The sequence below is a fragment of the Microbacterium sp. NPDC076895 genome, from assembly GCF_040687115.1.
GTDB lineage: Bacteria > Actinomycetota > Actinomycetes > Actinomycetales > Microbacteriaceae > Microbacterium.
Genome location: NZ_JBFBMQ010000008.1, coordinates 137,093 through 163,173 on the forward strand (window position 1 = coordinate 137,093; position 26,081 = coordinate 163,173).

Here is a 26,081-nt window from a genome sequence, read left to right on the forward strand (position 1 = left end):
GAACACGCTGAGGCAGGCACGGTTGCCGAGAGTTCACCGGATGCACGCCATCGCGTCACCGGACGTGCCCCGTTCCGTCTCCGTTCACCCTCGCGTGTTACCTCAGAGGTGTGATCGATGAGGTGCTGACGCACGTTGCCGGTAGCGCCTGGGCGCTTCCCCTCATGTTCGCTCTCGTCCTCGCCGACAGCCTCCTCGTGGTCGTCCCGGGAGAGGTCGCCGTGACCGCCTTCGGCGCACTCGCGGTGACCGTCGGCTCGCCCCCACTGCTGGGTGTCGTGCTGCTGGCAGCGCTCGCGGCCTTCCTCGGCGACATGATCGTGTACGCCGTCGGGCGCCGCGTCGGGCTGGACCGGTGGGCGTGGATGCGGGGCCGCAGAGTGAGCGCCGCGATCGGGTGGGCGCACCGCCGCCTGCATCGATCGAGCGCAACCGTGGTCTTCACCGCCCGTTTCATCCCGTTCGCCCGGCTCGCGGTGAACCTGACCGCTGGTGCATCGCGGGTTCCGGCTCCTCGCTATCTCGTTCTCGTTGCCGCGGCAGCCACGGGGTGGGCGGTGTACCAGGCCGCCGTCGGCGCGATCGTCGGACAGCTCGTTCCGGGCGGACCCGTCGTTGCCGTCCTCATCTCCATCGGGGTCGCGATCGTGTTGGGCCTGATCGTCGACCTGATCGTCACGCGGCTTTCATCTGCGCGAGACAGCCGCTCTTCCGGCACAGAAGACGCTCCCGCCTAGCTCGCACCCCGGTTCGATACACCCCACGGTCGCCACCCAGCTCCACTCGGGCGAGTGCAGCACGTCAGCGGTCTCAGGACGGCGCGCCCGAAATGCAGATCGACTCTTGTAAACCAACACACTCACAGCTACTCTCACACATACACAGATTTCGGCGTCAGGGATGACGCCCGGGTGGGAGAACAGTCATGTACGCGACGGAGCGCCAGCAGCGCATCGCTGGAATCGTCACCGACGAGGGTCGCGCCTCGGTAACCGCCCTGTCAGCCCTGTTCGGCGTCGCACAGGAGACGATCCGCCGCGATCTCGACCAGCTCCAGGCCGACGGCGTGCTCCTCCGCGTACACGGCGGCGCCGTCCCCGCGGGCCGAACGAGCGCCGCAGAGCCGAGCCTGGCTGCCCGCGAAGCCACCGCAACCGAGGCCAAGGAACGCATCGCCGCGGCGGCGCTCGATCTGATCCCCCGCGGTCTCGGCGGGGCCGTTCACATTGATGCCGGTTCAACGGCAGCCCGCGTCGCGCGGCTTCTGGCCGCTCGAGAAGACGGCAACGCCTCGCTCACGCTCATCACCAACTCCGTGATCACCGCGTCGACGCTGAGCCACCTGACGACCCCTGCCGTGCGCGTGATCGGCGGACGACTTCGGGCGCTGACCGGCGCCCTGGTCGGCGCGGGAGCCATCGAGCAGATCGCCGGCTTGCGGCCGGATGTGGCGATCATCGGGACCAATGCCGTGCACGCACAGTTCGGGTTGAGCACACCTGACGAAGCCGAGGCTGAGGTCAAGCGAGCCGCTGTAGCCTCGGCGCGGCGGGTGATCGTCGTTGCCGACGCATCGAAGCTCGGCGAAGAATCTCTCGTGCGCTTCGGAGGCCTCGATGACATCGACGCCCTCGTGACCGACGGCGAACCGGATGCCGACCTGAGCGAAGCGCTGCGGGCCGCCGACGTGGATCTGGTGCGAGCATGATCGTCACCGTCACGATCAACCCGAGCGTTGATCGCACCATCCAACTTCCCTCCCGACTCGAGCGCGACGCTGTCCTTCGCGCGAGCGGTGTCACCTCGCAGGCAGCCGGAAAGGGCGTGAACGTCTCGCGGGCGTTGGCTCACGCATCCATACCGACACGGGCGATCGTGCGGGCCGACTACCACGATCCGTACGTGCGCGAACTCGTCGAGAGCGGACTGGCAGTTGTCACCGTGGATCCGGGCGCCACCGTGCGCACCAATATCTCGCTGGCCGAGCCCGACGGCACGACCACGAAGATCAACGAACCCGGTTCACCGCTGGGCGCCGCCGCCGTGGCAGCCCTTCACGATGTCGTGGCCGCCGAGGCAACCCGGGCGAGCTGGCTGGTTCTTGCCGGTTCGCTCCCCCCGGGTGCCGATGTCGAACTGCTCGCCGATCTGGCACGGACGGCGCGGATCGCCGCGCCCGACATCCGCATCGCGGTCGACACCTCGGGTGCGCCGCTTGCAGCGCTGCGCACCGCGGGCGTGCGGATCGATCTGATCAAACCCAACATCGAGGAACTCGCGGAGTTGACCGGATCGGACCCCGCTGCTCTCGGAACACCGGAAGCCGTGGCGAGCGCGAGCGCAGCACTGCGGACCGACGGAATCGTCGCCGTGCTGGCAACGCTCGGCGCCGCGGGCGCGGTCCTCGCCTCCGCCGATGGCGCCTGGCACGCCACCCACCGACCAGTGATCGCCCGCAGCACGGTCGGCGCCGGCGACTCGTCGCTGGCGGGCTACCTCATCGCCGACACGGAGGGGCTCTCGCCCGCTGCGCGGCTCGCACGCGCCGTGGCGTACGGCTCGGCCGCCGTCTCCCTGCCCGGGACTACCATCCCGCGCCCCACAGACACCCGCCCTGACCAGGTCACGGTCACCGAGATCCACCTGCCCGCCACGGTCACAGCACCGTGACGTTCATCAAAGGAGAGAACATGTCCATCATCACCCCGGAGCTTGTCGCTCTCGATGTCGCGTTGGGCGCGACATCCGGGGACGTCATCGATGCCCTCAGCACCATCGTCGCCGGCGCGGGTCGCACAACGGATGCGCACGCGCTTGCGGCAGACGCCCACGCCCGCGAGGCGCAGACCTCGACGGGGATGCCCGGTGGAATCGCCATTCCCCACTGCCGCACAGCCGCCGTGACAGAGCCCACGCTCGCCTTCGCCCGCTTGTCCGACCCCGTGGACTTCGGTGACGACGACCCGAGTGATCTGGTGTTCTTCATCGCCGCGCCGGTCGGTGCCGACACCGACCATCTCGCGATCCTCTCCACGATCGCCCGCGCGCTGGTGCGAGAGGAGTTCGTCGACTCGTTGCGCGCCGCCACCTCGGCGCCGGAGGTTGTCGCCCTGATCGACGAGGCGATCGCTCCAGCCCCGGCTGCGAGCACCGCGGCACCGACGGCCTCGGATCAGCGAGTACTCGTCGCTGTCACCGCCTGCCCGACCGGCATCGCCCACACCTACATGGCAGCCGACGCCCTTGTCGCCGAAGCGAAGAAGCGCGGCATCCGCCTCGAGGTCGAGACGCAGGGATCGAGCGGATCGACCGCGCTCGATCCCGCCGTCATCGCCGCAGCCGACGCCGTGATCTTCGCGGTGGACGTGGATGTTCGCGATCGGGCACGCTTCGCCGGCAAGCCGGTCGTTCAAGGCCCCGTCAAGCGTGGAGTCGAAGCTCCTGGCGCCATGATCGACGAGGCGTTGGCCGCGGCCGCAAACCCGGATGCTGCGCGGGTCGCGGGTACCGAGACCACGACGGCGACAACCGACACCGCCAGCGAACACGCCGGGCGCAAGCTGCAACGCTGGCTTCTCACCGGCGTCAGCTACATGATCCCCTTCGTCGCTGGCGGTGGTCTGCTCATCGCCATCGGCTTTGGCCTCGCGGGATACGACATCAATGCGACGGCCGGCGACATCGTCGCTTCGTCATCCCTGTGGAACCTTCCCGACGGCGGCTTCTGGACCTACATCGGCGCCGTCGCGTTTGTCATCGGTGCGGCTTCCATGGGCTTCCTCGTGCCGGCCCTTGCAGGATTCATCGCCTACGCGATGGCCGACCGGCCCGGCATCGCGCCGGGGTTCGTGGTCGGCACGATCGCCGTCATGATGAACGCCGGCTTCCTCGGCGGCATCGTCGGCGGCCTCCTCGCTGGCCTCGTCGCAGCCTCGCTCACCCGCATCCCGGCGCCCCGCTGGCTGCGTGGGCTGATGCCGGTCGTCATCATTCCGCTGTTGGCATCGATCGCCGCATCCGGAGCCATGATCCTGTTCCTGGGCGGGCCGATCGCCTGGCTCATGACGACACTGACCGATTGGCTGAACAGCCTGACCGGCGTCGGAATCGTGCTGCTGGGCGTCATCCTCGGCCTCATGATGTGCTTCGACCTCGGCGGGCCCGTCAACAAGGTCGCGTACTCCTTCGCGGTCGCGGGCCTCGGGGCCGCGTCACTGGCGAACCAGGTGCCGCTGGAGATCATGGCTGCCGTCATGGCGTCGGGCATGGTTCCGCCACTCGGACTCGCGCTCGCATCGACGGTGCTTGCCCGCAAGCAGTTCACTCCTGTGGAGCGCGAGAACGGCGTCGCGGCGTGGCTGCTGGGTGCATCCTTCATCTCGGAGGGTGCGATCCCCTTCGCCGCAGCCGACCCACTGCGCGTCATCCCCGCGTCCATGCTCGGTGGCGCCGTCACCGGCGCCCTCTCCATGGCCTTCGGGGTCACCTCGCAGGCGCCCCACGGCGGAGTATTCGTACTCTTCGCCATCGGGAACATCCTGTGGTTCTTGCTGTCCATTGCGATCGGCGCCGTGATCACCGCTGTCGCGGTCATCGGCCTCAAGCGCATCGGCCGCCGCCCGAGCGCCGCGACTGTCGAGGCTGCGGGAGCTGCCGACGACACCGAGGCCAGCGGCGTCCTGGCCAGCGGCGCACGCGCCTGACAATAACCACATAGTGCCCCCGGTCGTCGGGTGCGGCCGGGGGCACTATGCTGCTGTGATTCAGTCGGCGGTGAGTCCGCCCAGCAGGCTCTCGAACGAGCGGCCCTCGCCGAGGTAGGTCGCCGGGTCGAACGGGTCCTCAGCGACTGTCGCGCCCCGACGAGCGACGGCATCCGCGAGCTCTCCCGCGGCGCGCTCGGTGCGCGAACGCAGCGACGATGCTCCCTCGCCGCCGGCCCAGTCCTCCGAGGCCGCGAACACGGATGTCGAGACCGGGTTGGCGTGCAGGTAGGTGAACAGCGGGCGCATCGCGTACTCGAGTGCCAACGAGTGCCGTGGTGACCCGCCGGTGGCTGCCAGCAGCACCGGCATCCCCCGCAACGAGTCCGGGTCCAGGATGTCGACGAACGACTTGAACAGACCGGAGTAGCTGGTCGTGAAGATCGGCGTGACGGCGATGAGGGCGTCGGCCGAGGTCACGGTCTCGATCGCCTCAGCAAGCTCGGGGCGGGCGAACCCGGTGAGGAGATTGTCGGTGATCGCATGAGCGTGCTCACGCAGCTCGATCACATCCACCCCGACCTCGATCTCGCGTTCGGCCAGCTGTGCACGAACAGCCTCCGCCAGCCTGTCAGCGAGCAGCCTCGTGGATGACGGGTTCGAGAGCCCCGCGGTGACGACCGCGATGCGGCGTGTGGTCATCTCACGCCCCCTGACGTGTCGCTGCGGCACCGAATGCGGCACCCGCCAGCGGCGCGCTGTCACGGTACGGGGAACCGCCGGTGACGTTGTCGCCACGGTTGGGCCGGGGCCGGGCTTCGCGCGGTCCGCCCGCAGCTGCCACAAGACTCTCGTGGGTCGGAGCATCGGCGACGCCTTCCGGGCGATCCTTCGCGAGCTCCTTGCGGAGCACCGGTACGACCTCACCGCCGAGGATGTCGAGTTGCTCGAGGACGGCCTTGAGGGGCAGACCCGCGTGGTCGATCAGGAACATCTGGCGCTGGTAGTCACCGAAATGCTCCCGCATCGCCGCGTACCGATCGATGACCTGCTGCGGCGAACCCACCGTCAGCGGCGTCATCTCGGTGAAGTCCTCCAGGCTCGGTCCATTGCCGTAGACCGGCGCGTTGTCGAAGTACGGGCGGAACTCGCGGACCGCCTCCTGAGAGTTGCGGTGCATGTACACCTGCCCACCGAGCCCGACGATCGCCTGCTCCTGGGTGCCGTGTCCGTAGTGTTCGAACCGCTCACGGTAGAGCGCGACCAGCCGCTGGAAGTGCTCCTTGGGCCAGAAGATGTTATTCGCGAAGAACCCGTCGCCGTAGTAGGCGGCCTGCTCGGCGATTTCGGGAGTGCGGATCGAGCCGTGCCAGACGAAGGGCGGCACGCCATCGAGCGGGCGCGGCGTCGAGGTGAAACCCTGCAGCGGCGTGCGGAACTTCCCCTCCCAGTCGACGACATCCTCGCGCCACAGCCGGTGGAGCAGGGCGTAGTTCTCGACCGCGAGGTTCAGACCCTGACGGATGTCCTTGCCGAACCAGGGGTACACGGGGCCGGTGTTACCGCGTCCGAGGATGAGGTCCGCCCGTCCGCCCGAGACGTGCTGAAGCATCGCATAGTCTTCGGCGATCTTCACGGGGTCGTTGGTGGTGATGAGTGTCGTGGCGGTCGAGAGCAGAATGCGCTCGGTTTGGCCTGCGATGTAGGCGAGCGTCGTCGTCGGCGAGGACGACCAGAACGGCGGGTTGTGATGCTCGCCGAGGGCGAAGACATCCAGCCCCACCTCCTCGGCGTGCTTGGCGATCTGCAGCGTCGCGCGGATCCGCTCGGCCTCGCTGGGGGTGTGACCTGTCGTGGGGTCTTCCGTGATGTCGCTGACGGTGAAGATCCCGAACTGCATCTGGCTCATCGTGCTCTCCGCTCCCGGTCGCGGGGTGTGCGGCCGATCTATGCAAGTGAATGTATCTCGTGTAACGCGACCGCGTCGAATCTATTCCCGCCGACCTCGAGACCTCACCGATCCATGGGGCCGTCTATCTCGGCGAACATCGCGAGCATGTCGCGCACCAGCTGATGCGGCGCCGTTTCGCACGGGCTATGACCCGTCTCGTAGACCGCCACCTGCGCGCCGATGCGCTGCGCGTATGACAAATACTGCTCGGTCGGCCAGAGGTCATGCGCGCCCGTCGCGACGAGGGTCGGCACGGATGCTGCGCGCACCGCATCGGCGACGTCCGGCATCCGCATCATGAGCCCGACGATGTCGTCGACGCTCTCTCGCCGCGTCAGGGCGAATCGCTCACGAACGAAGGCGATGCGTTGCGGGGGGACCCGGTTCAAGTTGTTACGGATGCCCCACAGCATGAGGGATGCGCCGCTTCGCGGGCCCGCGAGACTGCTGAAGCGGCCGATCCGCTTCACCCCCCGGAACACTTGTCCGGTCGCCGGCGGCGTCGACAACAGCGTGAGCGAGGAAAACAGCTCCGGCCGCGCAGCGACGATCAACTGCGACACGAGTCCCGCGAACGAATACCCGAGGACGTGCGCTCGCGGCCCGCTCTCGAGGACGGCGGTCAGGTCATTGATGAACAGCGGATAGTCGTAGCGGGCGCGGGGCGGATCGAGGTTCTCGGGACCGGCATCCCGTGACTCATACTGCCCGGCGAGATCGTAAGCCTCCGCGCGGTAGCCGGCCTCAGCGAGCAGCGGCAACATGAGGGTGAAGTCCTCTTTGGACCCCGTCACACCCGGGAAGAGCACGACACGACCGCGTGCGCCGCTTCCGAGACTCACCCGCGCGAGCCTCCCGCTCGGCGCAGAGAAGTGGTCACGCACAGTGCCGGCGGGAAAGACCCGCCAGTCGAGATCGGGAATCGCCGCGTCCCGCTCGCGGGCGTCATCGGTAAGCGTCATCGACGCCCGAGACTACTCCAGCCCTCCCCACACAGGCAGCATTCGCCGCTAGGAGAACAGCCCCGCGCCGACGAAAGATCCCTCACTCGGCGCTGGAGGCACTGCCCAGATGCCCGAGCCCACGGTCGTGACGTACTCCATCATCAGATCTGTCGCCACCGAGCGCTGCACCGTGATGAATCGATCCGGCGAGCGCACGTAGCCGAGGAAGAACAGTCCGGCATCGAGGCGTCCCAGCGCCGTATTGCCGTCGACGTAGTTGTATCCGCGGCGCAGCATCCGGATCCCGCCGTTGTTTGCCGGATGGGCCCGGGAGACGTGCGAACGCGGATCGATCGCGAGCCCCGCCGCGCCGGATGCCGCAAAGTCGGGCGCCGCGAATTCGTCACCGCCGCTGAGCGGAGCCCCGGTTCCCTTCGCGCGCCCCGTGACGCGCTCCTGCTCCGCCAGGCGCACGCGATCCCACGTCTCGATCTTCATGGCGATCTTGCGCGCCACGAGATAGGAGCCCCCGGCGAGCCATGTCGGTCCGTCGTCGGCGGACACCCACACGTGCTCGTCGAGGGCTGCCGTGTCATCCGCGAGGATGTTGGCGGTGCCGTCCTTGAAGCCGAAAAGATTCCGGGGAGTCTTGCTTGTCGCCGATGTGCGTGAGGTTCGCCCGTACCCGAGCTGCGACCACCGAAGCCGCGCGCGCCCGAAAGCGATGCGACTGAGGTTGCGCACGGCATGTACCGCCACCTGCGGATCATCGGCGCACGCCTGAATGCACAGGTCTCCCCCGGTGTGACCGGGGTCGAGGTCGTCGCCGAGGAACGGAGGGAGCGCGGCGAGCGAGCCCGGCGCCTGTGACGCCAGACCGAAACGATCGACCCCCTCGGCCGTGCTGAACAGCGTTGGGCCGAAGCCGATCGTGATCGTGAGGTTGCTGGCGGGAAGTCCGAGCGCCTCGCCCGTATCGTCGGGCGGAGCTTCGGGCGAACCGCCGACAGCACCGGTCGCGCTGACTTCCAAACCGAGCATCATGCGTGCCGCCGCGTAACTCCAGTCCTGCAGGAGTTCGACGAGATCTTGCCGTGAAGCGCCCTCCATCACGTCGAACGCAGCAAAGTGCAGGTGGTCTTGCACGTCGGTGGTGATGCCCGCCGGGTGGGCGCCATAGAACTGGTGGGTGTCGGCGACTGACGCGGCATCCGGCCGCGTCAGCGCGATGGCCGATGCCGCTCCGGCACCAACCGCGACGCCCGCCGCACCAGCGCCGAGCGCGAGCCCCAGCAGACCTCGCCTGCTCAGGCCCGCCCGCGGCGTTTCGGATGCCGGTTCTTCGCTCATTGCAGCACGGTCACCGTGAGCTGCGACAGCGGCTCGGCTAGGGCGTTGATGCGATCCGAGAGAGCACGGGTGTCGGCATCCGTCAGGGTGCTGTAGGAGACGAAGCCGTCCTGCAGCGACCCGAAGGTTGCCAGCTCCGCTTCCAGCTGCGCGTAACCCTCGTCGATCTGGGCGACGAGTTGCTCACCGTCGGGGCCACTTGAGACGGCGAAGTCACGCACGAGCGAAAACGCCATCTTCGACCCCTCGACGTTGGCGGCGAAGTCGTACAGATCGGTTCCCGACCACCAGTCCTCCTCGCCGCTGATCTTGCCGGTCGCCACCTCATCGAGCAGTGCGATGGCGCCGTTGGAGATGCCCGCGATGCCCTGCGACTCAAGCGCGTCGATGAACTCGTCGCCGTGCACATAGTCGTACAGCTCCTGCACATCGGCGATCAGCAGGTCACCGAATTCCGCCCTCTGCTCGGGCGTCGATGGCTCCCAGTCCTGCCATGCCGGAGTCACACCATCGGAGTTGAGAGCATCGGATGCTGGCACCCAGAGATCCTTCTCGATGCGGTGGAACCCCGTCCAGTCGAGCCCCTCCGCGACCGCGTCGACCTCCCGGTAGTCGATACGCGGGTCCAAGTCGCCGAGCGCCTCGGCAACCGGCTCAATGCGCTCGTAATACGCACGGACCTGCGGGAACATCTGCTTCGCTGTCTCGTCGTCGCCCGCCACATAGGCAGCGACGAACTCGTCGACAGCCGGCACGAGCTGACCGACCTGGTCTTTCACGAATGCCGCGTAGAGATCGACCGCCTGCTGCTTGAGCTCAGCATCCTCGCCATCCACCGCCACGGAATCTCCGGTCACCGTGAATGCTGCTCGGCCGACACCGTCGCCGATCATTCCGGGCTTGCACAGCGTGTAGTAATCGCCGGGCTGGGTGAGAACGGTGAGCGTCCGGGACGCACCGGGCGCGATGTTCTCGACCTCCCCGACGATCCGGAGTCCGTCACTGGCGAGCAGGTAGAACTCGGTGGTTTCCGACCCGGCGTTCGTCACCGCGAAGTTCAGCGTGCCGCTGGCCGCACTGGCCGAGGAGATCTCGCAGGACTCCTCCGTCGAGGTGACGGTGATCGCGTCGCCGCCTGCCTGGTCGGCCCGTGCGACGCATCCGGCGAGCACGAGCGAACCGGCTGCGGTCACGGCGACCAGCGCCAGACTACGAGAGAGGGTGTTCATGGGTCTCCTTGCTGTGGGGACTGACTGCGGACGAAAGAAGGCTCGAGTCGGCAGCATCCGTCGGGGTCGCCGCGGGACGCGGGCGTGCGGGGAACGCGCCGACAAGAAACACCGTGCCGACGACCGCAACGTAGAGCACCCAGGCGATCACTTGGAGCCAACTCATGCGGGCGGTGAAGCCGATGGTCGCCTGCAGGATGACGGCGCCCGGACTCGTGGGGTCGAGGATGCCGGTGAGATCGAACGCCCAGCCGAAGGGGAATCCCGCCCATCCGCGGGCCACCGCGCCTGCCGCATCGATGGGTGCGAGAGCGGTGGTGGGACCCGGGAGCACCCCGGCCTCCTGCAGGTCGCCGATCCCGTAGGCCAGGACGCCAGCGGCGACAAGGATCAAAAAGGCGCCGGTCCAGGTGAAGAACAGCCGGAGGTTCAGGCGCAGCATCCCGCGGGCAACGAGCCAGCCAAGCGCCGCGGCACAGAGGATGCCGAGAACGGCACCAGCTAGCGACTCGGGCGCGTTTCCGAACGACTGCACCATCGACCAGAGCAGAAGAGTCGTCTCCACGCCCTCGCGAGCGACCGACACAAAGCCCAGAACGACGATTCCCCACAGTCCCCCGGTCGCGATCGCCCGGTCGACGCCGCTGCGTAGTCCCCCGGCGAGTGTCCGCGCGTGGGCCTGCATCCAGAAGATCATCCACGTGACCATCGCCACGGCGACCAGCGACAGCAGACCCCCGATGATCTCCTGCGCTTCGAACGTCAACGCATAAGCACCGAATGTGAAGAACGCTCCGATAGCAAGGGCGAGAGCGATCGCACCCCCGACTCCCAACCACAGGCGCGGCAGCACGTCGCGACGCTTCAGCTGCGTGAGATAGGCCACCAGGATGCCGATGACGAGGGCGGCTTCGAGGCCTTCGCGGAGGCCGATGAGAAAGCTAGCGAGCACGCGGATCCTCGGGACGATTCGGTAAGGCTTACCTAAGCCATCCGAGAGACTACTCCCCAGCCGCCGGCTGAGCAATTCCCACCCGCGCGAGTCAATGACGAAGGGCCGCCCCACACCGTGGGACGACCCTTCGGGAAAGCGATATACGCGGTTCGCGCTTAGCGGCGAAGCCCGAGACGCTCGATCAGCTTGCGGTAACGCTCGATGTCGATGTCCTGGAGGTAGCCGAGCAGACGACGGCGCTGACCCACGAGCAGGAACAGGCCACGACGCGAGTGGTGGTCGTGCTTGTGCTCCTTGAGGTGCTCGGTGAGGTCCTTGATGCGCTGCGTCATGAGCGCGACCTGCACCTCGGGGGATCCGGTGTCACCGGGGTGCGTTGCGTACTCTTCGATGATCGCCTTCTTGGTCTCTGCTTCCAGTGCCATAGAACGATCCCCTCTCTCTTCGTTGCGCGGTGCCCGTCACCTGCTGTGCGAGCTCTCTTTCTCCGCGGCCGATCGAACGGCAACCGAACAACTCTACCAGCCCGAGGCAGAGCCCGCGAGCGCGTGCGCAGAGTAGCCTCGTCGGGTGCGCATCACCGTCCGAATAAAACCTGGGAGCCGGCGCGGTCCCCTGGTCGAGACGGTGGGATCCGATCTCGTCGTGTATCTCCGGGAGCCCGCGCGTGAGGGCGAGGCCAACGCCGCTCTCCCGCGGGTGCTGGCAGAGCACTTCGGCACCTCGCCGAGCCGCGTCTCGATCGTTCGGGGACATTCGGCGCGTGTCAAACAGGTCGAGGTCGACCTGTGATGGCAGGCCTCTCGCGCGACCAGTTCCTTGATCTCCGCCCCTTCCGCGCCAGCCCCGCCTTCGCGCGACTGTGGATCGGTTCGACCCTTGCAGGCCTCGGCGGGCAACTCACGATCGTCGCGGTCATGCTCCACGTCTACGACCTCACGCAGAGCACTTTCGCCGTCTCCATGATCGCCGTCGTCGGGCTCATCCCGATGGTCGCGGCAGGACTCTACGGCGGGATGCTCGCCGACGCCTTCGACCGCCGCGTGGTCGCGCTGGTGGCGGCATCCATCACCTTCGCCTCTACCGCTCTGCTCGCGATCCTCGCCTGGACACAGCTCGAGTCAGTGTGGTCGCTCTACGCGCTCAGCATCGTCAACTCCGCTGCAAACTCGGTGGTACTCGCCACGCGCTCAGCGATCGTTCCCCGATTGCTCCCCCGGCAACTCCTTCCGGCTGCAGCAGCACTGCAGGGGATCACCGTCGGGATCATGGTCATGGCCGGACCCGCTTTGGCCGGCGTGCTGGTCGCGACGGTCGGCTACGCGTGGACCTACTCGGCCGACGTGGTTCTGATGACGTCCCTCTTCCTCGGGCTGTGGACCCTCCCTCGCATCGTCCCCGAAGGCGAGATCGTCCGACCAGGACTCGAGTCCCTGCGCGACGGCGTCGCATTCCTCCGACGCGCTGCCAACATCCGCCTGCAATACATCCTCGACATCACCGCCATGACCTTCGGGCAGCCGCTCGCCCTCTTCCCGGCGATCGGGGCAGTGCTCCTGGGCGGCGGCGCTATCACGACCGGCGTTCTTACCGCGGCCTTCGCCGCGGGCGCGTTCGTCTCGAGCCTGCTCTCGGGGCGCATTGGGCGCTACCGCAGACACGGCCTGGGGATCGAACGCGCGATCCTCGTCTACGGCGTCGCTATCGGTGCGTTCGGCATCGTGCTGCTGATCGCGGCGCTCACGAGCGGCACGACCGGTGGCGCAGAACTAGCTCCTCGCGTCGGGCTGCTCATCGCGGCGGTCCTCGTTCTAGCCGTGGCGGGCGGGGCCGACAACGTCAGCGCGATCTACCGGTCGACGATGATGCAATCGGCCGTACCCGACGCTATCCGCGGGCGCCTCCAGGGCATCTTCATCGTCGTGGTCGCCGGCGGACCCCGAGTCGGCGCGCTCTATGCCGGAACCCTTGCAACGTTCACGACTCTCTGGTTCCCACCACTCCTGGGCGGACTGCTGATTCTGGCAATCGTGACGACGCTCGTGCGCCTGAGCCCCGGGTTCCGCGCGTACGACGCCGATAACCCCGTTCCCTGATCACGCTCACCATGAACGACAGTGGGGCGGATGCCGCAGCATCCGCCCCACTGAAAGGTCGTGCGTTGCCTCAGTCGGCCTGGAGCGCGCCCTGAAGATCGAGCTCGATCGTCACGTCCTTGCCCACGAGCACGCCACCGGTCTCGAGCGCGGCGTTCCACGTGAGGCCGAAGTCCTCGCGGTTGATGACAGCCTTGGCCGTTGCGCCGGCCTTGTAGTTGCCCCACGGGTCATTGCCGAAGCCACCGAACTCGACCTCGAAGGTCACGGGCTTGGTGATGCCGCGGATCGTGAGGTCACCGTCGACGAAGAAGTCGCCGTTCTCGATGCGCACACCGGTCGAGACGAAGTCCATCGTGGGGTACTGCTCGGCGTCGAAGAAGTCCGCCGAGGCGAGGTGCTTGTCGCGGCCCTCATCCTTCGTGTCGACCGAGGTCACATCGACCGACGCGGTCACGGTGGTCTCGAGCGGGTTTGCGGGAGTCACGAACGTCGCGCTCTTGACACCGAAGGTGCCGCGCACCTTCGAGATCATCATGTGCCGGACGGTGAAGTGGACCTCGCTGTGCGACGCATCAAGCTGCCACGTGCCAACGCGGTAGCCGGGGATCTCGACGGTTGTCGTTTCGGTCATGCTCTCTCCTCGGGAGTTCTCTGGGCCGCCAGGCGGCGACAAGAGCCCCAACGAAGCTACTGGCGCACTCTATTCCCGTGAATGGAAAAATTTCCGAGCTCGTCATCTCCCGGTCATCGCAGCGACGACACGGCGGCGGATACCGAAGCATCCGCCGCCGTGTGATCAGTCAGAAAATGTCAGCCGACCGAGATCAGGTCGATGATGAAGATGAGGGTCTTGCCACCCAGGAAGTGGCCACCGGCGGGCCCGTATGCCAGGTGCGGCGGGATCACCAATTCACGGCGACCGCCCTCACGCATCCCCGGGATACCGTCCTGCCAGCCCTGGATGAGTCCGCGCAGCGGGAACTGGATGCTCTCACCGCGGTTCCACGACGAGTCGAACTCCTCACCCGAGTCGTACTCGACGCCGACGTAGTGCACGGTGACGCTGTCGCCGGGCTTCGCCTCGGCTCCCTCACCGACGATGAGGTCACGGATGACGAGTTCGGAGGGAGCGGGGCCCTGGGGGGCGTCGATGTCGGGCTTGGTGCGGTCATCAGTCATGCTCACCATCCCACCAGAGCCGGTCGCGGCGCGCAATGCGGCGCCGCCACGACCGGTACGACGCCGAGCATCCGGAGGGACGCACTATCGATTGCGGTGGTGATTACGAAATCCTGACGACTCCGCCCCCGCGGGTGTCGCGAGACGACCGGATGCCTATAGTGGGGCCGTGGTGCGCCTGATGCTGGTCGAAGATGACCGGACGATGCGCGAAACTGTCGCCGCTTACCTGACCCGCGCCGGGCACGATGTGGTAGCGGTTGCCGACGGCGACGCGGCAGTTGCGCGATTCGCCGAGTCCGGCGTCGACCTCGTGCTGCTCGACCTGATGCTCCCGGGCTCGAGCGGGTTCGAGGTCACGCGAAGACTGCGCGCGATGCGGCGCGACCTCCCCCTCATCATGGTGACGGCGCGCACGCAGGAGCACGAACGGGTTCAGGGGCTGCTCGCGGGAGCCGACGACTACATCACGAAGCCTTTCAGCCTGCGGGAACTCGATCTACGCATCCGTTCCCTGCTGCGCCGGGTCACCACCGCGCCCCCTGAAACACCCGACATCCTCGTCGACGGCGATCTCCGCGTCGAGATCGCGGCCGGCCGGGCTCTGCGGAACGAGGAAGCCCTGGCTCTCACAGCGCGCGAGTTCGATCTTCTGGTGTGGTTCCTGCAGCACCCGGGAGTCGTTCACAGTCGCGAAGATCTCATCCGCGAAGTCTGGGGTTGGAACGTCGGAGATCCGTCGACCGTGACGGTGCACGTGCGGCGCCTACGCGAAAAGGTCGAGTCCGACCCCTCCCGCCCGACCCGGTTGGCGACGGTGTTCGGCAAGGGATATCGCTGGGATGCGGCGGAGTCGGGGGGCGCGCTGTGACCCCGGACGAGAACGCGGTGCTCCTGTCGATCCTGACCACGGCAGGCGTCGGACTGGCGGGTACGGCGATCGTGGCGGCACTCCCCCGCTCCCGGCCCGTCGTGGCAGCCATCGCAGCGCCGTTCGTCGTGGTCGCCTCGCTCGCCGCCGGTGTTGCTGTCGCGACTCGACAGATGCTCATCGACGATCACACGTCCCAGACGCTGCTCATCGTGCTGGCCGCCTGCGCCCCCCTTGCCCTCCTTGTCGGCCTCGTCCTTGCCCGGCGGGCGCGCGCGGTCGAGCGGGATGCAGCCGCCGAGCGCGCCGACAGACAGCGCGCGCGTGAGGTTGAAGACTCCCGACGAGAGACTGTCCGCTGGCTCTCCCACGACCTGCGGACGCCGCTTGCCGGCATCCGGGCACTGGCGGAGTCTGTCGCAGAAGACGGCTCGCCCGACGACGAGCCCGCGCGCATCGTGCGCGAAGTCGACCGACTCGACGCGATGGTCGACGACATCGTGGAACTTTCGCGGCTTCACGGTCAGAGCAGACGTGAAATCACGACGGCAGCGCTCGATGACATCGTGTCGGACGCCGTTGCCTCCGTCTCACCGCTGGCAGCCGCCGAGGGCGTGCACATCGAAGCGACCGCCCTCGGCGGCGACGTCGTCGAGGTCGAGGTCCGTGAAATCACCCGCGCCGTCACGAACATCATCAGAAACGCCGTGCAGCACACCCCCGCGGGAGGTCGCGTGCTGCTCACGACGACACGGGCAGACGCCTGGGCCGTGGTTTCGGTCACAGACGGATGCGGCGGCATACCGGCAGGCGATCTGCCACACCTTCTCGAACCCGGATGGCGCGGGGACGCGGCCCGATCCGGCAGCGGAATGGGCCTCGGCCTTGCGATCGCCGACGAGGTAGCCCGAGCTCACGGCGGGGCCGTGACGATCGTCGGGACAGCCCCAGCAGACGGCTGCACCGTGAGCCTGCGGCTGCCGGCAGATAAATGCGACGCCTCGGGTCAGTCCTAGCTCGGGCCGCCCGGCAGGTTGCGGCAGTTCTTACGGACCCGTGACAAGGGCCGCGCTTTCGTGGCGAGAAGCCTCGCCGTCCCCTTGACTGAGGCTCACCGATGATCTTCCGACCGAGCACAGGAGTCCTCATGCGCCGCTCATCCACCACTGCCGCCGCACTGATCCTCGCCGCTGGCCTCTCGCTGACCGCCTGCGCAACCCCGGCGTCAACCGGCGCGCCAGCAACGCCGTCATCGACCCACATGGACGACGAGATGTCGGGCGGCTCCGCGGACGAGATGGCCACGAGCGAGTCGATGGACGACATGTCAGCCGATGCGGTGACCGCCGGCGCCTACCTCACTCTCGAGGAGTACCAGAACGAGATGGCCGACCGCGCCGACACCGCAGTGGTCTACTTCTTCCACGCCGACTGGTGTCCAAGCTGCCGCGCGACCGAAGAATCTCTCACCACCGCCGGGGTCCCCGACGGGCTCACCGTCGTCAAGATCGACTACGACACCGCCACCGATCTCAAGCGAGAGTACGGAATCACTCAGCAGCACACGTTCGTGCAGGTCAGCGCCGACGGCACACAGCTCGCGAAGTGGACGGGCTCGGTCACCGGCGAAGACATCAAGGCGCAGGCGATCGCCGGATGATCACCGCGCTGGCGGGCGCGCTGCTGGCCGGCGCTCTGACGACTCTCGCTCCCTGCTCGCTCACGCTCTTGCCGATCATCGTGGGCGGCTCCTTGCAGGGCGCATCGAACCGCGATGCCACCCGCCGCGCCATCATCATCACCCTGTCGCTCGGATCGAGTGTCACGGTCTTCACGCTGCTGCTGCGCGCGACCACGGCGCTCATCGACATCCCCACCCAGGTGTGGCAGATCGCCAGCGGCATCCTGCTCATCGTCCTCGGCCTCTTCTCGGTGTTCCCCGCAGCGTGGGACCGCATCTCCCAGCGCACCGGACTGACCGGCGCCTCCGCGCGGAACCTGGACGCCGCCCACCGCCGCGGTGGAACCCTCGGCGCGATCCTCACCGGCGCTGCGCTCGGCCCCGTGTTCACCTCGTGCAGCCCTCTCTTCGCGTATGTGATCGTGACGGTGCTCCCCGCGGAGCCGGCACGAGGGCTGGCGTTGCTCGGCGCCTACGTCGTGGGGCTCATGGCAGTACTGCTCGTGATCGCCCTGGCCGGGCAGCGCGCCGTCCGCCGAATGCGCTGGGCAGCTGACCCCCACGGTTGGTTCCGGCGGGGACTGGGCATCCTGTTCATCGTCGTCGGCATCCTCATCGCGACCGGGCTGATGCAAGACATCGAAGCCTGGATCCTCACCTCCTCGCCCATCGCGCCGTGGGAGATCGGATCGGACATCGGTCGCTGAGGACCATCGCACGGGGGCTCTTGACAGCGCGCGTATGCGGCGAGAAGCTGGTACTAGTTCAACTCAGCGCCCGGATTTCGACTCGCAGGCATCGCCGCGGCACCGGGCGCTGAGTCTTTGTTCAGCGCTAGCGTGGGTGAATGCGCTTCGCCCATGTTTCCCTCCCCGGGTCAGCCACGCCGCAGCTCGTGACCGTCGATGATGACGGGGCAGCCGTGGTGTCGCTGCTCTTCGACGGGGCGCCGGTCACCCTCAACGAGCTCATCGAGGGCGGCGACGAGCTGCTCGATCGGGTTCGCGAGGCGGCATCGACTGCTCCCCACCTTCCCCTTGACGGCGCCGTCTACGGGCCCGCTGTACCGCAGCCACCCGTCATCCTCGCCGTCGGTCTGAACTACGCGGCGCACTCCAGCGAACTGGGGCTGAAGACCGATACGGCGCCGACAGTGTTCGTGCTGTGGCCGAACTCCCTGGCAGGTCACGACGGCACGACGAGCTGGCCGCGCACACTCAGCGAGTCGGTGGACTATGAGGCCGAGCTCGGAGTGATCATCGGCCGGCCTGCGAAGGACGTGACACCCGAATCGGCCCTTGATCATGTCTGGGGGTACACCGTCGTCAACGACATCACAGCGCGTGACATCCAGTTCGCTGAGGCGCAGTGGTCGCGCTGTAAGTCGTTCGACGGCTTCACCCCGGTCGGCCCCGTTGCCGTGACAGCCGACGAGATCCCCGACCCGCAGGATCTGCGCATCTGGACGGTCCTGGACGGACACACGCTCCAGGATGCCTCCACGAGCCAGATGGTCCGGCCGGTGTCGACGCTGATCGCGCACTTGTCGGCATCCGTGACCCTCCTGCCGGGAACCCTCATCTCCACCGGCAGCCCGGGCGGTGCTGGCTATTCGCGGGATCCGCAGGTGTTCCTGCGCGACCGCTCGACGGTAACGGTCGGCGTCGAAGGCATCGGGGAACTGAAAACGCACTGCCGGATCATCGACTGATCCGGCAGTGCGCTTCGGTGATCGTCAGTTCGAGTAAACAACCACCGACGCCGTCGACACGACGATGATCGCGATGACGATGCCCAGCACCATGAAGATGATGCTCAGCCAGATGGCCCACTTCGCCGGGGCGTTGCTGTAGCCCGATCCCTTGCTCTGGTTCAGCGCAACGATCCCGAGGATCAGGCCGAGTAGCTGGAAGAAGAAAGCGAGGATCAGTGCGACGATGCCGAGCGTCTTGCCGGGCACGACTGCCGGCGCGCCGGCGGGTGCCTGCGGAGCAGGCTGGTAGGCGGGTGAATCGGACATGGGCGACTCCTTGCGTCCATTGCGGGTGAGGGGTGGTCGCACGCCATTGAGCGACCTCGCCGCAATCTAGCGGCATATTCCCAGCTTCCGCAATGCGGTGGCTCCGTATTACAGGTCGGTGTCTCCCGTGGGAGCGGTCTCGAACCCGATGATCGGCATTGCGGCGGTCACTGCCTGGAGTCCCGAGAGCCGCTCGGGTGAGAGCTGCTTGGTCACTTCGTCGCGCGACATGAGTCCACCCTCCACCACCAGATCAGCGATGTTGCGGCCAGACACCAGAGCAGACTTGGCCAGTGCTGCGGCGGCCGCGTAGCCGATGAACGGTGTCAGCGCGGTCACGACACCGACCGAGGCTCCGACCGACGCCGCGAGACGCTCGCGATTGGCGGTGATGCCATCGACGCAGTTCACGCGCAGTGTCCGCATGGCGCGTCGCATCCAGGTGATCGATTGGAAGATCGAGTGAGCGATGATCGGCTCGAAGGCATTCAGCTGCAGCTGACCGCCCTCGACGGCCATCGTGACGGTCAGGTCCGCGCCGGCTACCGCGAAGGCCACCTGGTTGACGACCTCCGGGATGACGGGGTTCACCTTGCCGGGCATGATGCTGGATCCCGCCTGGCGCGCGGGCAGCGAGATCTCACCGAGCCCCGCCTGCGGGCCCGACGAGAGCAGACGCAGGTCGTTTGAGATCTTCGAGAGCTTGATGGCGTTGCGCTTCAGGGATGCCGAGAACGACATGAACGCCCCCGTGTCGCTGGTCGACTCGACGAGGTCGGATGCGGTCTCCAGGTCCAGCCCCGTGATCTCGCGAAGATGACGCAGCACCGCCGCCGCATAGTCGGGGTGGGCGGTGATCCCGGTGCCGATCGCCGTCGCACCGAGGTTGACCTCGAAGAGCAGATGCGCGTTCTCGGTGAGCCGCTGATAGTCCTGGCCCAGGGTGGTCGCAAAGCCGTGGAACTCCTGCCCGAGAGTCATGGGGACGGCATCCTGCAGCTGGGTCCTGCCGACCTTCAGAACGTCATGGAACTCCGTCGCCTTGCGAAGGAACGACTGACGCAGCAGATCGAGCTCTTCTAGGAGTGTCTGCAGATCCAGGCTCAAACCGACCTTGATGGCCGTCGGATAGACGTCATTGGTGGACTGGCTGCGGTTGGTGTCGTCGATCGGCGAGAGGAACGCGTAGTCGCCCTTGGGCCTGCCGGCTAGCTCCAACGCGATGTTGGTGATGACCTCGTTCGCGTTCATGTTCGTCGAGGTTCCCGCACCGCCCTGAACCACCCCGACCACGAACTGGTCGTGGAACTGACCGTCGATAACCAGCTGCGAGGCTCGGTCGATGAGCGACGCCTTCTCGCGATCGAGAACGCCGATCTCGGCGTTGGCTCGAGCCGCCGCCTGCTTGACCATCGCGAGGGCGCGTACGAGGTCGGCGTAGACCGAAATCGGGCGTCGTGAGATCGGGAAGTTCTCCAGCGCGCGGGCGGTATGGATGCCCCAGTACGCGTCGGCCGGGATCTCCATCGACCCCAGAGAATCAGTTTCAGTGCGCGCCGAAGCGGCCGTGTGGTGCGTCATTGTTCCTGCCGTTCATGAGCGCTTTCGAGAGAATGCCTCGAGGCGCTCGTGGGGGGTGAGTGCCGCCATCCGTTCGACCCACTCCTCGGAGAAGTAGTCGCCGGTGTCGGCATCGACGACCGGCACGACGGCGTGCGTGATCGTCGCCTCGTACACGTGTACGAGGTGGAAGGACTGCCCGGCATCCATGCCGTTGACCTGCTGGGCGGGCCGGGCGAGATCCATGGTGTAACAGGTGGCTGCCGAGACCGACACGGGGATGCCCGCGAAGGTCGCGCTCGTCGAGTAGTGCAGATGACCGGCGAGGATGCCGCGAACATCGGTGCCCGCGATGACCTCGGCGAGCCGCTGCTGGTCGCGCAGCTCGAGGATGTCGAAGAACGGCAGGTGGGACGGAATCGGCGGGTGGTGCATCGCGAGGAGCGTCCCGAGCGGTGCGGGGGTCGCGAGCTGCTCGTGGAGCCACCGAAGCTGACCCTCGTCGAGGTCGCCGTGATGCCAGCCAGGCACCGAGGTGTCGAGCGCGATGAGGCGCAGTCCGCCAAGATCCCAGACACCGGTCACCGGCTCCTGCGTCGGTTCGGCATCCAACAGCTGCTCGCGAAGCATCGGGCGCTCATCATGGTTGCCCGCCACCCACACCAACGGTGCCTCGAGCTCCCGGGCGAGCGGCTCCAGGAGCGCACGCAGGTTACGGTAGGCGCCGGGCTCACCCTCGTCAGTGAGGTCGCCAGTCACCACGATCGCGTCGGGACGGATGCCGAGGCTCCGCACCTTGTGAAGGGTCCGGTCCAGGTTCGCTGCGGTGTCGAATCGCCCGCCGAGGCGCCGATCACCGTCGAGGAAGTGGGTGTCGCTCAGGTGCACGATCGTCCGCAGCGCGGGCGGATACTGACCGAAACGCACGGGAGCCGAAGCCATGTCGCCAGCATACGTCGCACGGGCGACGCGGCCCTCTCGACTAGCGTGGGTCGGGTGACATCCGTCCCCGAAGCACCCCGCGCCGCCCGCCGTCCCATCCTGCGTTCTCATCATGGCGACGAGGTCGAGGATGCCTACGAATGGCTCCGCGCGAAGGATGACGCCGACGTTCGCGCCCACCTCGAGGCAGAGAACGCCTTCACCGAGGCGCGCACCGCCCACCTTGCACCGCTTCGCGAGCAGATCTTCGAGGAGATTCGTTCGCGCACACTCGAGACCGACATGTCGGTGCCGGTGCGTCGCGGACAGTGGTGGTACTACACCCGCTCCGTCGAAGGGCAGCAGTACGGCATCCATTGCCGGGCGCCCCTGGCCTCGCCGGAGGACTGGGACCCGCCGGTCCTCTCCCCCGACACCGCGGTTCCGGGCGAGCAGGTGCTGCTCGATGCCAACCGCGAAGCCGACGGGCATGAGTTCTTCGCCCTCGGCAGCTTCGAGGTTTCCACCGATGCGACCAGGTTGCTCTATGCCGTCGATACGGTCGGTGACGAGCGATACACGATCCGCGTGCGCGATCTCGAGAGCGGCGAACTGCTGCCTGACGAGATCCCCGACACGTTCGCGGGAGCAAGCTTCTCCCCCGACGGCCGCCATATCGTCTACACGACCGTCGACGAGGCATGGCGACCCGACACCGTGTGGCTTCACGAGGTCGGCACCGCGACATCCGATGACCGCACGCTCTTCCACGAACCCGACGACCGGTACTGGGTCGGTGCGGGATTCACACGCAGCGACCGCTACCTGATCATCGAACTCGGCTCCTCCATCACCTCGGAAGAGTGGCTCATGGATGCCGACGACCTGGCGGCGCAGCCCCGCGTCGTGTGGCCGCGGCAGGAGGGCGTGGAGTACTCAAGCTCCCACGCGGTCGTCGACGGTGAAGACGTGCTCTACATCGTCCACAACGACCAGGCTCTGGATTTCGAACTCGTGCGGGTTCGCGCCGATGACCCGCAGGGAGCCCGCGAGGTAGTGCTCGCACACGAGCCCGGGCAGCGCCTGCTCGGCATCTCGACCTTCCGCGACTGGGCAGTGCTGGGCTACCGGCGCGATGGGCTCTCTCGGCTCGCGACGTTCGACTATGCCACGGCGACGCCCACCGAGATCGTCTTCGATGAGGAACTGTACGACGTCGGGACAGCGGGAAACCCCGAGTGGGCACCGCCGATGATCCGAATCGCGTTCGGATCGTTCGTCACGCCCTCGACGGTGGTCGACCTCGTCGTCGCCACCGACGAGCGCCGCATCCGCAAGCAACAGCCGGTGCTCGGCGGCTACGACCCTGCCGACTATGGTCAGCGCCGCGTCTGGGCCCTCGCAAAAGACGGCACGCGGATCCCCGTATCCCTGGTGTGGCGACGCTCGTTCGGCGAGCCCGGCGAGAAACCTCGCCCGCTGCACCTCTACGGCTACGGATCGTATGAGCACTCCATCGATCCAGCGTTCTCGATTGCGCGACTCTCGGAGCTCGATCGCGGTGTGGTCTTCGCGGTCGCCCACGTCCGCGGCGGCGGTGAGATGGGACGCAGATGGTACGAAGACGGCAAGCTGCTGAGCAAGCGCAACACGTTCACCGACTTCGTCGCGGCGGCCCGCCACCTGGTCCAGAACGGGTACACGGATGCCGATCACCTCGTTGCCGAAGGTGGAAGTGCCGGCGGCCTGCTCATGGGCGCGATCGCCAACATCGCTCCGGAGCTGTTTGCCGGCATCCTGGCTGTCGTTCCGTTCGTGGATGCCCTGACGACGATCCTCGATCCCTCGCTGCCGCTCACCGTGATCGAATGGGACGAGTGGGGCAATCCGCTGGATGACCCCGACGTCTATGCGTACATGAAGGGCTACACACCCTACGAGAACGTGCGCGATGGCGTCGACTACCCGCGGATCCTCGCGGTCACCTCACTCAACGACACCCGCGTGATGTACGTGGAGCCTGCCAAGTGGGTCGCCCGGTTGCGCGAAGTCGGTGCCGATGCGCTGCTGAAGTGCGAGATGTCAGCCGGGCACGGTGGTGTGAGTGGGCGCTACAACTCGTGGCGCGAGCGGGCCTACGAACTCGCGTGGATCTTCGACGTCCTCGGGGTTGCGCAGGACTGAGCCCGCGTCATACCCCGGCCCCTCACGCAGGTAGGCAAAATCACCGGCGTAGGACGGTTCCACGCCAACACGTCCTACCTGGGTGATTTCTCCTACCTGCGCGATACGAGCGGGTGCCGGTGGAGGCCCTGGGCGATGGCATCCGTCACCGTCGCCGTCACGTACTCCGGCTCGAACAGGACCTGGTGGTAGTCGAAGCGCAGGACGGTGAACCCTCGCAGGGCGAGTCGGGCGTCAGCCCGAAGATCCCGGCGGCGATCGGATGCCTGGTGGTGAGCGAACCCGTCGAGCTGGATGGCGAGCCGATCACCGATCAGTCCGTCCAGCGGATGCCCGTCCACCCAGACCTGTTGCGCGACCGTTACCCCGATGCTGCGCATCAGATGGATGAAGTGGGTTTCGATACCCGAGTCCGACAGCCGTGAAGCGACCGATGCCAGCCGCAGGGCGCGCTCACTCCCCCACTGGACGCGTTCCAGCACGCGCCGATCCGCGCGGCCGCTGCGCAGCGCCGACTCCCACACCGCTGCCGCGTCAGCGAGCGGCACGCAGCGCGCGACGTGGAACAGCACGTTGACCAACGGCTCGTCCGTCTGAATCGTCGAGGTAGGTGCGGGGCCGCTGCCCCAGTGCAGCCGCACCCCGGGCACACGGACGCGGGACGCCGTTCGCGCTACCGCGATATGAACCTCGTCGTGGAGCGGAGTCCACAATCCCAACGCCGAGGCTGCACTCAGGCAGGTGAGACGTCCACCAGCCGTCGCAGCTGCGCGTCGAGCCGAGGCACTGCCCGGGAGCACGAGCCAGCTCCGACGTACTCGCTCAACGGCCCCTGACGCGACAGCAACACGGACGACGTGCACAGTAAAGCCTGCCGCGGCGACCGATCGCGAGTGCGCGACGCCGCCGCGTCGGTCGAGCCATCGCACCACATCATCCACGCTCCGCATCCGTTGACTCTTGCGCGCGCACCCGGCGCGAACGGACCAATGCGCACAACCGTGGATGCCGCGCCCGACACGCCCGCCGGGGAGGAATGCTGCGCGTGAACCTGACGCAGGAGAAATCCCCAGGGTAGGACGAATCGACGTCAACACGTCCTACGCTCCGAAGACGTCCTACGCTCGTGCGCGAGCGGAGTCGTGCGCGCAGGCGGATGCCGCGAGCAGCCGATCAGCCGAAGAGGGCGGCGGCTTCCTCGTAGCGGTAGAGCGGAACGGTGTTCAGCTCGCCCAGCGCCTCTTCGAACGAAACGCGAACGATATCGGTTCCGCGCATCGCGACCATCTGACCCCACGCACCGTCGACGAGCGCGTCGGCGGCGTGCAGCCCGAGGCGTGTCGCGAGGACGCGGTCGAACGCCGAGGGCGATCCGCCGCGCTGGATGTGGCCAAGTACCGTCGCACGCGTCTCGATACCGGTGATGCGCTCGATCTCGGGGGCGATGAGCTCGCCGATACCGCCCAGTCGGGGGCGGTTGAACGCGTCCAGACCCTTGTGGCTGTGCGCCTCATCCATACCGGTGATCGTGAACCCTTCAGACACGACAACAAGCGGAGCGCGGCCACGGTCGTGGGCGCTCGTGACCTGCCGGCAGATCTCGTCGATCGACATCGGGACTTCGGGGATGCAGATGACGTGGGCTCCCGCCGCGATGCCGGCGTGGAGGGCGATCCACCCGACGTGCCGGCCCATGACCTCGGCGACCATGCAGCGCTGGTGCGAGTCGCCGGTCGTGCGCAAGCGGTCCATCGCGTCGGTCGCGATGTTGACGGCGGTGTCGAACCCGAACGAGTAGTCGGTAGCGCGCAGGTCGTTGTCGATCGTCTTCGGGACACCCAGGACGTTGATGCCGTCCTTCCAGAGGCGGTCGGCTGCCGCGAGAGTGCCCTCGCCGCCGATCGCGAGGATGCCATCGATTCCGGCATCCTCGAGCGTCCGAGCGATGTTCTCGGCGCCCCCTCGCGGCCCCTCGTAAGGGTTGGTGCGGCTGGTTCCGAGGATCGTGCCACCGACCTTCGACAGGCCCTTCACATCGTGGCGCGAGAGCGGAAAGAAGTCTCCGTCGACGACGCCGCGCCATCCGTCACGGATGCCGACAAAATCGAGCCCGTACGCCGTCGTGCCCTTGAGGACCACGCCGCGGATGACCGCGTTCAGACCGGGGCAGTCGCCGCCGCTGGTGAGGATGCCGATTCTCATGTGCCGTCCCTGTTGGTGTTTCCGGATGCAAGGTGGCGACGTTGCCTCCACCGACACTAGCGTCCACGCCCCGCGGCATCCATCCCCGGGCCGCCGTGATTACTCGGCGAGCCCCCGTGGGGATGGTGCGCGGCGTTTAGGGCGTGTTGATTAAGTCGGTCTTGATCCAGATGAGGGTCGAGGAGAGGCAGATGGCAGCGCGGTAGTTTCGGGCGAGTTTGTCTGATCGCAT

General features: G+C 67.2%; 26 protein-coding genes. 12 read left to right on the plus strand and 14 right to left on the minus strand.

From position 1 onward, the window contains the following. Positions 1–110 precede the first annotated feature (110 nt). From AB0O89_RS09095 to AB0O89_RS09110, 4 genes are all read left to right on the plus strand, one after another. A complete protein-coding gene (locus AB0O89_RS09095; RefSeq protein WP_363496560.1) occupies positions 111–737 on the plus strand; it encodes a VTT domain-containing protein in 627 nt (208 codons plus the stop codon). Positions 738–925: 188 nt separating this feature from the next. After that, entirely contained in the window at positions 926–1,708 is a 783-nt protein-coding gene (locus AB0O89_RS09100) for a DeoR/GlpR family DNA-binding transcription regulator (protein ID WP_363496563.1), read from the plus strand. Then, positions 1,705–2,670: a 1-phosphofructokinase family hexose kinase gene (locus AB0O89_RS09105; protein ID WP_363496566.1), complete on the plus strand. Its 966-nt coding sequence runs from the start codon at positions 1,705–1,707 to the stop codon at positions 2,668–2,670. The genes AB0O89_RS09100 and AB0O89_RS09105 overlap by 4 nt, the downstream gene beginning before the upstream one ends. Before the next feature lie 20 nt (positions 2,671–2,690). Then, positions 2,691–4,703 carry a fructose-specific PTS transporter subunit EIIC gene (locus tag AB0O89_RS09110; protein WP_363496569.1) on the plus strand — a complete coding sequence of 671 codons (2,013 nt, stop codon included), beginning with the start codon at positions 2,691–2,693 and terminating at the stop codon, positions 4,701–4,703. A 60-nt stretch (positions 4,704–4,763) separates the two neighbouring features. Here AB0O89_RS09110 and AB0O89_RS09115 read toward each other — a convergent pair whose 3' ends face one another. From AB0O89_RS09115 to rpsO, 7 genes are all read right to left on the minus strand, one after another. Beyond that, the gene (locus tag AB0O89_RS09115) at positions 4,764–5,405 is read right to left on the minus strand and encodes an FMN reductase (protein WP_363496572.1); all 642 of its coding nucleotides are present in this window, start codon (positions 5,403–5,405) and stop codon (positions 4,764–4,766) included. Position 5,406: 1 nt separating this feature from the next. Then, a complete protein-coding gene (locus tag AB0O89_RS09120; protein WP_363496635.1) occupies positions 5,407–6,603 on the minus strand; it encodes an LLM class flavin-dependent oxidoreductase in 1,197 nt (398 codons plus the stop codon). A gap of 113 nt (positions 6,604–6,716) precedes the next feature. Then, positions 6,717–7,616 carry an alpha/beta hydrolase gene (locus tag AB0O89_RS09125; protein WP_363496575.1) on the minus strand — a complete coding sequence of 300 codons (900 nt, stop codon included), beginning with the start codon at positions 7,614–7,616 and terminating at the stop codon, positions 6,717–6,719. A gap of 48 nt (positions 7,617–7,664) precedes the next feature. Further along, positions 7,665–8,948, minus strand: a complete 1,284-nt coding sequence (locus AB0O89_RS09130) for a Dyp-type peroxidase (protein WP_363496578.1) — start codon at positions 8,946–8,948, stop codon at positions 7,665–7,667. Then, positions 8,945–10,177 carry an iron uptake system protein EfeO gene (efeO, locus tag AB0O89_RS09135; RefSeq protein WP_363496581.1) on the minus strand — a complete coding sequence of 411 codons (1,233 nt, stop codon included), beginning with the start codon at positions 10,175–10,177 and terminating at the stop codon, positions 8,945–8,947. Before efeO ends, AB0O89_RS09130 begins: the two co-directional genes overlap by 4 nt. Further along, positions 10,158–11,129 (minus strand): iron uptake transporter permease EfeU, encoded by a 972-nt coding sequence (gene efeU, locus AB0O89_RS09140; protein ID WP_363496584.1) that lies wholly within the window; start codon positions 11,127–11,129, stop codon positions 10,158–10,160. The genes efeO and efeU overlap by 20 nt, the downstream gene beginning before the upstream one ends. Before the next feature lie 158 nt (positions 11,130–11,287). Next, positions 11,288–11,557, minus strand: coding sequence for a 30S ribosomal protein S15 (rpsO, locus tag AB0O89_RS09145; RefSeq protein WP_228177722.1), 270 nt, complete (start codon positions 11,555–11,557; stop codon positions 11,288–11,290). Positions 11,558–11,702: 145 nt separating this feature from the next. Between rpsO and AB0O89_RS09150 the strand changes: the two genes are divergently transcribed. After that, positions 11,703–11,924 carry a DUF167 domain-containing protein gene (locus tag AB0O89_RS09150; protein ID WP_363496587.1) on the plus strand — a complete coding sequence of 74 codons (222 nt, stop codon included), beginning with the start codon at positions 11,703–11,705 and terminating at the stop codon, positions 11,922–11,924. Then, complete coding sequence (locus tag AB0O89_RS09155; protein WP_363496590.1) at positions 11,924–13,228, plus strand: MFS transporter; 1,305 nt, start codon at positions 11,924–11,926, stop codon at positions 13,226–13,228. The genes AB0O89_RS09150 and AB0O89_RS09155 overlap by 1 nt, the downstream gene beginning before the upstream one ends. Before the next feature lie 70 nt (positions 13,229–13,298). Here AB0O89_RS09155 and AB0O89_RS09160 read toward each other — a convergent pair whose 3' ends face one another. Together AB0O89_RS09160 and AB0O89_RS09165 are read right to left on the minus strand one after the other, a co-directional pair. After that, positions 13,299–13,862: a YceI family protein gene (locus AB0O89_RS09160; RefSeq protein WP_363496593.1), complete on the minus strand. Its 564-nt coding sequence runs from the start codon at positions 13,860–13,862 to the stop codon at positions 13,299–13,301. Positions 13,863–14,041: 179 nt separating this feature from the next. Continuing rightward, the gene (locus tag AB0O89_RS09165; protein WP_341579503.1) at positions 14,042–14,410 is read right to left on the minus strand and encodes an FKBP-type peptidyl-prolyl cis-trans isomerase; all 369 of its coding nucleotides are present in this window, start codon (positions 14,408–14,410) and stop codon (positions 14,042–14,044) included. Between the two features lie 169 nt (positions 14,411–14,579). On the opposite strand from AB0O89_RS09165, the gene AB0O89_RS09170 reads away from it, so the two are divergent. The 5 genes from AB0O89_RS09170 to AB0O89_RS09190 all read left to right on the plus strand — a co-directional run bounded on the left by AB0O89_RS09170 (position 14,580) and on the right by AB0O89_RS09190 (position 18,673). After that, positions 14,580–15,281, plus strand: coding sequence for a response regulator transcription factor (locus tag AB0O89_RS09170; RefSeq protein WP_363496596.1), 702 nt, complete (start codon positions 14,580–14,582; stop codon positions 15,279–15,281). Next, positions 15,278–16,297, plus strand: coding sequence for a HAMP domain-containing sensor histidine kinase (locus AB0O89_RS09175; RefSeq protein ID WP_363496599.1), 1,020 nt, complete (start codon positions 15,278–15,280; stop codon positions 16,295–16,297). Before AB0O89_RS09170 ends, AB0O89_RS09175 begins: the two co-directional genes overlap by 4 nt. A 131-nt stretch (positions 16,298–16,428) precedes the next feature. Next, entirely contained in the window at positions 16,429–16,941 is a 513-nt protein-coding gene (locus AB0O89_RS09180) for a thioredoxin family protein (protein WP_363496602.1), read from the plus strand. After that, positions 16,938–17,669, plus strand: coding sequence for a cytochrome c biogenesis protein CcdA (locus AB0O89_RS09185; protein ID WP_363496605.1), 732 nt, complete (start codon positions 16,938–16,940; stop codon positions 17,667–17,669). The genes AB0O89_RS09180 and AB0O89_RS09185 overlap by 4 nt, the downstream gene beginning before the upstream one ends. Positions 17,670–17,809: 140 nt before the next feature. Then, complete coding sequence (locus AB0O89_RS09190) at positions 17,810–18,673, plus strand: fumarylacetoacetate hydrolase family protein (protein WP_363496607.1); 864 nt, start codon at positions 17,810–17,812, stop codon at positions 18,671–18,673. A gap of 24 nt (positions 18,674–18,697) precedes the next feature. Here AB0O89_RS09190 and AB0O89_RS09195 read toward each other — a convergent pair whose 3' ends face one another. The 3 genes from AB0O89_RS09195 to AB0O89_RS09205 all read right to left on the minus strand — a co-directional run bounded on the left by AB0O89_RS09195 (position 18,698) and on the right by AB0O89_RS09205 (position 21,484). After that, positions 18,698–18,982 carry a hypothetical protein gene (locus AB0O89_RS09195; protein WP_300591984.1) on the minus strand — a complete coding sequence of 95 codons (285 nt, stop codon included), beginning with the start codon at positions 18,980–18,982 and terminating at the stop codon, positions 18,698–18,700. 108 nt (positions 18,983–19,090) lie between these two features. Further along, positions 19,091–20,563, minus strand: coding sequence for an aspartate ammonia-lyase (locus AB0O89_RS09200; RefSeq protein WP_363496610.1), 1,473 nt, complete (start codon positions 20,561–20,563; stop codon positions 19,091–19,093). Positions 20,564–20,575: 12 nt separating this feature from the next. Then, the gene (locus AB0O89_RS09205) at positions 20,576–21,484 is read right to left on the minus strand and encodes a phosphodiesterase (RefSeq protein ID WP_363496612.1); all 909 of its coding nucleotides are present in this window, start codon (positions 21,482–21,484) and stop codon (positions 20,576–20,578) included. Positions 21,485–21,538: 54 nt separating this feature from the next. Between AB0O89_RS09205 and AB0O89_RS09210 the strand changes: the two genes are divergently transcribed. Continuing rightward, positions 21,539–23,647, plus strand: a complete 2,109-nt coding sequence (locus AB0O89_RS09210) for a S9 family peptidase (RefSeq protein WP_363496615.1) — start codon at positions 21,539–21,541, stop codon at positions 23,645–23,647. A gap of 92 nt (positions 23,648–23,739) precedes the next feature. Here AB0O89_RS09210 and AB0O89_RS09215 read toward each other — a convergent pair whose 3' ends face one another. Together AB0O89_RS09215 and AB0O89_RS09220 are read right to left on the minus strand one after the other, a co-directional pair. Then, entirely contained in the window at positions 23,740–24,597 is an 858-nt protein-coding gene (locus tag AB0O89_RS09215; RefSeq protein ID WP_363496618.1) for a DUF559 domain-containing protein, read from the minus strand. A gap of 223 nt (positions 24,598–24,820) precedes the next feature. Beyond that, on the minus strand, positions 24,821–25,849 hold the full coding sequence (locus tag AB0O89_RS09220; protein ID WP_292712005.1) for a 6-phosphofructokinase: 1,029 nt from the start codon (positions 25,847–25,849) through the stop codon (positions 24,821–24,823). Between the last annotated feature and the right edge of the window lie 232 nt (positions 25,850–26,081).

Excerpts from the sequence above, each read along its gene's own strand:
- AB0O89_RS09120 (WP_363496635.1), bottom strand. The coding sequence starts at position 6,603 with ATGCAGTTCGGGATCTTCACCGTCAGCGACATCACGGAAGACCCCACG.
- AB0O89_RS09220 (WP_292712005.1), bottom strand. The coding sequence starts at position 25,849 with ATGAGAATCGGCATCCTCACCAGCGGCGGCGACTGCCCCGGTCTGAAC.
- AB0O89_RS09110 (WP_363496569.1), top strand. The coding sequence starts at position 2,691 with ATGTCCATCATCACCCCGGAGCTTGTCGCTCTCGATGTCGCGTTGGGC.
- AB0O89_RS09165 (WP_341579503.1), bottom strand. The coding sequence starts at position 14,410 with ATGACTGATGACCGCACCAAGCCCGACATCGACGCCCCCCAGGGCCCC.
- AB0O89_RS09115 (WP_363496572.1), bottom strand. The coding sequence starts at position 5,405 with ATGACCACACGCCGCATCGCGGTCGTCACCGCGGGGCTCTCGAACCCG.
- AB0O89_RS09180 (WP_363496602.1), top strand. The coding sequence starts at position 16,429 with ATGCGCCGCTCATCCACCACTGCCGCCGCACTGATCCTCGCCGCTGGC.
- AB0O89_RS09205 (WP_363496612.1), bottom strand. The coding sequence starts at position 21,484 with ATGGCTTCGGCTCCCGTGCGTTTCGGTCAGTATCCGCCCGCGCTGCGG.
- AB0O89_RS09155 (WP_363496590.1), top strand. The coding sequence starts at position 11,924 with ATGGCAGGCCTCTCGCGCGACCAGTTCCTTGATCTCCGCCCCTTCCGC.
- AB0O89_RS09100 (WP_363496563.1), top strand. The coding sequence starts at position 926 with ATGTACGCGACGGAGCGCCAGCAGCGCATCGCTGGAATCGTCACCGAC.
- AB0O89_RS09160 (WP_363496593.1), bottom strand. The coding sequence starts at position 13,862 with ATGACCGAAACGACAACCGTCGAGATCCCCGGCTACCGCGTTGGCACG.
- rpsO (WP_228177722.1), bottom strand. The coding sequence starts at position 11,557 with ATGGCACTGGAAGCAGAGACCAAGAAGGCGATCATCGAAGAGTACGCA.
- efeO (WP_363496581.1), bottom strand. The coding sequence starts at position 10,177 with ATGAACACCCTCTCTCGTAGTCTGGCGCTGGTCGCCGTGACCGCAGCC.
- AB0O89_RS09105 (WP_363496566.1), top strand. The coding sequence starts at position 1,705 with ATGATCGTCACCGTCACGATCAACCCGAGCGTTGATCGCACCATCCAA.
- AB0O89_RS09190 (WP_363496607.1), top strand. The coding sequence starts at position 17,810 with ATGCGCTTCGCCCATGTTTCCCTCCCCGGGTCAGCCACGCCGCAGCTC.
- AB0O89_RS09215 (WP_363496618.1), bottom strand. The coding sequence starts at position 24,597 with ATGCGGAGCGTGGATGATGTGGTGCGATGGCTCGACCGACGCGGCGGC.
- AB0O89_RS09130 (WP_363496578.1), bottom strand. The coding sequence starts at position 8,948 with ATGAGCGAAGAACCGGCATCCGAAACGCCGCGGGCGGGCCTGAGCAGG.
- AB0O89_RS09185 (WP_363496605.1), top strand. The coding sequence starts at position 16,938 with ATGATCACCGCGCTGGCGGGCGCGCTGCTGGCCGGCGCTCTGACGACT.
- AB0O89_RS09125 (WP_363496575.1), bottom strand. The coding sequence starts at position 7,616 with ATGACGCTTACCGATGACGCCCGCGAGCGGGACGCGGCGATTCCCGAT.
- AB0O89_RS09200 (WP_363496610.1), bottom strand. The coding sequence starts at position 20,563 with ATGACGCACCACACGGCCGCTTCGGCGCGCACTGAAACTGATTCTCTG.
- AB0O89_RS09195 (WP_300591984.1), bottom strand. The coding sequence starts at position 18,982 with ATGTCCGATTCACCCGCCTACCAGCCTGCTCCGCAGGCACCCGCCGGC.